Here is a 3,985-nt window from a genome sequence, read left to right on the forward strand (position 1 = left end):
GCGCAGCATCAGCGCGCCGCGCGGCGAGTGGTGCACCTCGGGGTGGAACTGGATGCCGTAGAAGCGGCGCCCCTCGTCGGCGATCACCGCAAAAGGGCTGCCCTCGGAGCTGGCCACCACCTCGAAGCCCAGCGGGATGGCGGTGATCTTGTCGCCGTGGCTCATCCACACGGGCTCGCGGTGGCCGACGCCGCCCAGGCCGTCCAGCAGCGGCGATTCCCGCTCGATCAGAATGTCCGCCCGGCCGAACTCGCGCTCGTGGCCGCTGGCGACGGCGCCGCCCAGCTGGGCCGACATGGTCATCTCGCCGTAGCAGATGCCGAGCACGGGGACGCCGAGCTCGAAGACCTTCTGCGGCGCCCTGGGGCTCTCGTCCTCGTGGGCGCTGGCCGGGCCGCCGGAGAGGATCACCGCCTTGGGCGCGAAGTCGTCGAGGATCGGCTCGACCTTGTCGTAGGGGTGGATCTCGCAATAGACGCCGCTCTCGCGGACCCGGCGGGCGATCAGCTGGGTCACCTGGCTGCCGAAGTCGACGATCAGGACGCGTTCGTGGGCGGTCTCGGTCATGGGCGCCTGTTAGCGGGGTTTTGCGGGTAGGTCATCGGGCGCGCTCCAGCACCGCGACGAAAAAGCCGTCGGTCGCCGCCGTCCTGGGCGACAGGCGAAGGAAACCTTCCGGCGTGAGCCAGCCTGTCAGGGCCGGGTCTGCGGTCGCCGGGCGAACTTCGAACCCGTCGTGGCGCTGCAGGAAGGCGGCTATGCGGTCCTCGTCCTCCTCCGGCAAGACCGAGCAGGTGACGTAGACGATCCGGCCGCCGGGCTTCACGAACCGGGCGCCGTCGTCCAGCACGCCGTCCTGCTCGGCGACGCGCCGGGCCAGCGCCTCCGGCGTCAGCCGCCACTTGGTGTCTGGGTGCCGGCGCCAGGAGCCGGTCCCCGTACAGGGCGCGTCGAGGAAGACGACGTCCATCTTCCCTTCCAGGCCCTTCAGCGGCTCGGGATTCACCGGCGTGCGGACCTGAAGGTTGCGCACCCCGGCCCGCTCGCTGCGGCGGACGGTGTCGGCCAGGCGCCGAGCGTCCGCGTCGTAAGCGTAGATCTGTCCTGTCGATCCCATGGCCGCGGCCAGGGCCAGCGTCTTGCCCCCGCCGCCGGCGCACAGGTCCAAGACCTGCTTGCGGGCCACCTCGCCGGCGCAGGCGGCGGCGATCTGCGAGCCCAGGTCCTGCACCTCGAACCAGCCCTTGGAGAAGGCCGGGATGGTTTCTACGGCGCTGGTACGCTCGCTGGCTTCGGGGGCGTCGATGCGCAGGGCGGTCGGCAGCACGCCGGTCGGCTCGGCGTGCAGGGGCTTCAGCACTTTCAGCGCGCGATCAGGATCGCTCTTGAGGGTGTTGACCCGCAGGTCCACCGGCGCGCGCTCGGCCAGCGCCGCCCCCTCCTCAGCCCTCGCCTCTCCGAAGGCGCGTGCGAAGGGGCCGTCCAGCCAGTCCGGATAGTCGCCACGGATCGCCGGCGGGGCATCGGCAAGGCTCACCGGCGCCGCCAGGCGCGCCTTCTCGTTCTCGGTCAGTGCGCCGGGCCCATGCGGCGCCTCGCCCGCGGCGGCCTCGATCCGCTCGACCGGCCAGCGCCAGTCGTAGACCAGCGCGCCGAGCACGGCGGCGCGGGGGCTTTCCGCGCCCATCCGCCAGGCGAGCGAGCGGCGGCGGCGCAGCGCGTCCAGCACCAGTCCGGAGACGAACGCCCGGTCCTTGGCGCCGGCGAAGCGGGAGGCGTCGCCCCATGCCTTCAGGGCCAGTCGCACGGGCCGGCGGCGGGACTCCACCTCGTCCAGAACCTCGATCGCCGCGGCTATCCGCCCGCCGTCGCGCACCGCGCCTCGCTACACAAAGAGGGCCGCCGTCACCATGAAGAGGCCGATCATCGCCACCGCCCAGACCAGGGTTCGGACCCGGGAGATCCCGGAGGCGTAGATCGGCACGTACAGAGCGCGACCGGCCACGTAGAGCCCCGCCCCCCAGAGCGTCAGGTTGGAGAGCTGGTCCGCCGCCACCGCCGCCAGCAGCGCGGCGGCGAAGAAGGGGAAGGTCTCCATGAAGTTGCGAAACGCCCGGTCCAGCCGCGCGGCGACGCCGGTGATCGGCATCGGCTCGTCCCTGGGTCCCGCCGCCCAGGCCAGATTCTGCTGGCGGCGGGCGGCGATGGCCGCCCAGACCAGCTGCACGATCCCGACCACGACCGCCAGGCCAAGGAGCTGAAGCTCGGCGACCATCACATGGCGCTCGGGTAGTTGGGCGCCTCGCGGGTGATCATCACGTCGTGCACATGGCTCTCGCGCAGGCCCGCCCCGGTGATTCGGATGAACCGCGCCCGCTGGCGGAAGTCCGCTAGGCTGCCCGCGCCCACATAGCCCATGGCGGCCCGCAGGCCCCCGACCATCTGGTGCAGGATCGGCGCGATCGGGCCCTTGTAGGGCACCTGCCCTTCGATCCCCTCAGGAACCAGCTTCAAGGCGCTGACTTCCTTCTGGAAGTACCGGTCGGCCGAGCCTTGGTTCATGGCCCCGAGGGAGCCCATGCCGCGGTAGCTCTTGTAGCTGCGGCCCTGGTAGAGGAAGACCTCGCCCGGACTCTCGTCGACGCCGGCGAATACCGAACCCATCATCGCCACGCTCGCCCCAGCGGCCAGCGCCTTGGCCAAGTCCCCAGAGTACTTGATCCCGCCGTCGGCGATCACCGGCACGTCCGAGTCCCGGGCGGCGCGGACCGCGTCCATGATCGCGGTCAGCTGCGGCACGCCCACGCCGGCGACGATGCGGGTGGTGCAGATGGAGCCCGGCCCGATGCCGACCTTCACCGCGTCCGCCCCGGCGTCGATCAGCGCCTTTGCGCCGTCATAGGTGGCGACATTGCCGGCGACAATCTGGACCCGATTGGTCTCGCGCTTGATCCGGCCGACCGCCTTGGCGACCTCGGCGTTGTGGCCGTGCGCGGTGTCGATCACCACCACGTCCACCCCGGCGTCCACCAGGGCCATGGACCGCTCGTATCCCGCGTCGCCGACCGTGGAGGCCGCGCCCACCAGCAGCCGGCCTTGCAGGTCCTTGGCCGCGTCCGGGTGCGCCTGGGCCTTTTCCATGTCCTTGACGGTGATCAGGCCGACGGCCCGGTACTCGTCGTCGACGACGATCAGCCGCTCCACCTTGTTGCGGCGGAGCAGCTCACGGGCTTCGGCCTGGCTGACGCCCTCTCGGACGGTGATCAGGTTCTCGGTGGTCATCACCGCCCTGGCCGGGACGTCGTCGCCCGCCTCGAAGCGCATGTCCCGGTTGGTGAGGATGCCCACCAGCCTGCCGGCGCCGGGCTCCACCACCGGAAAGCCCGAAATGCGGCGCCGGGCCTTGATTTCCCGAACTTCGCGCAGCGGCGTGTCCGGGTGGATGGTCAGCGGGTTGATGACCATCCCGCTCTCGTACCGCTTCACCTCGCGGACCTGGTCGGCCTGCTCGTCAACCGTGAGATTGCGGTGCAGGACTCCGAGCCCGCCGGACTGGGCCATGGCGATCGCCAGCCGGCTTTCGGTCACCGTGTCCATGGCGGAGGACACGAGCGGTATGTTCAGCTTGATCTCTCGCGTGAGCCTGGTCGAGACGTCCACCTGGGTCGGCATGACCTCGGAAGGACCAGGTTCGAGCAAAACATCGTCGAAGGTGAGCCCTTCGCGAATCTCCATGAGACTCTCCGTTTTGCGAGCGCGGTCTGCCTGAGCGGGCGGAGGGAGTCAACGTTGCGAGGCGCGACTCAGCGCCCCTTGAACTCGGTCGCTGCGAGATAGACCTCGGAGCTGTCGGCCCGGCTGGCCTTGGGCTTGAGGTTCCGAACGTCGCCGAAGTGCTGCTTCAGGAGCCCCGTCACCTCGCCCATCTCGCCGCCCTGGAAGGCCTTGGTGACGAATGTCCCGCCGGGCTTCAGCACCGCGATGG

The 3,985-nt window shown here is 70.5% G+C and carries 5 protein-coding genes; all 5 read right to left on the reverse strand.

Features of this window, described 5'->3' with window-relative positions:
- Nucleotides 1-567: glutamine-hydrolyzing GMP synthase (guaA, locus tag VHK87_RS04225; protein WP_329633649.1), on the reverse strand; the 567-nt coding region annotated here is incomplete at its 3' end.
- 31 nt (nucleotides 568-598) lie between these two features.
- Nucleotides 599-1,876 carry an RsmB/NOP family class I SAM-dependent RNA methyltransferase gene (locus tag VHK87_RS04230; RefSeq protein WP_329633650.1) on the reverse strand — a complete coding sequence of 426 codons (1,278 nt, stop codon included), beginning with the start codon at nucleotides 1,874-1,876 and terminating at the stop codon, nucleotides 599-601.
- Nucleotides 1,877-1,885: 9 nt separating this feature from the next.
- Nucleotides 1,886-2,275, reverse strand: a complete 390-nt coding sequence (locus tag VHK87_RS04235) for an MAPEG family protein (protein ID WP_329633651.1) — start codon at nucleotides 2,273-2,275, stop codon at nucleotides 1,886-1,888.
- The gene (gene guaB / locus VHK87_RS04240; protein ID WP_329633652.1) at nucleotides 2,275-3,735 is read right to left on the reverse strand and encodes an IMP dehydrogenase; all 1,461 of its coding nucleotides are present in this window, start codon (nucleotides 3,733-3,735) and stop codon (nucleotides 2,275-2,277) included. The genes VHK87_RS04235 and guaB overlap by 1 nt, the downstream gene beginning before the upstream one ends.
- Nucleotides 3,736-3,803: 68 nt before the next feature.
- Nucleotides 3,804-3,985, reverse strand: a 182-nt coding sequence (locus VHK87_RS04245; protein WP_329633653.1) for an SAM-dependent methyltransferase, incomplete at its 5' end; no start/stop codon positions are given.

Source organism: Phenylobacterium sp. (genome assembly GCF_036263695.1).
Lineage (GTDB): Bacteria > Pseudomonadota > Alphaproteobacteria > Caulobacterales > Caulobacteraceae > Phenylobacterium.

Bases quoted from the DNA above. Each gene is read 5' to 3' on its own strand.
- VHK87_RS04235 (WP_329633651.1), bottom strand. From the start codon at position 2,275: ATGGTCGCCGAGCTTCAGCTCCTTGGCCTGGCGGTCGTGGTCGGGATC.
- guaB (WP_329633652.1), bottom strand. From the start codon at position 3,735: ATGGAGATTCGCGAAGGGCTCACCTTCGACGATGTTTTGCTCGAACCT.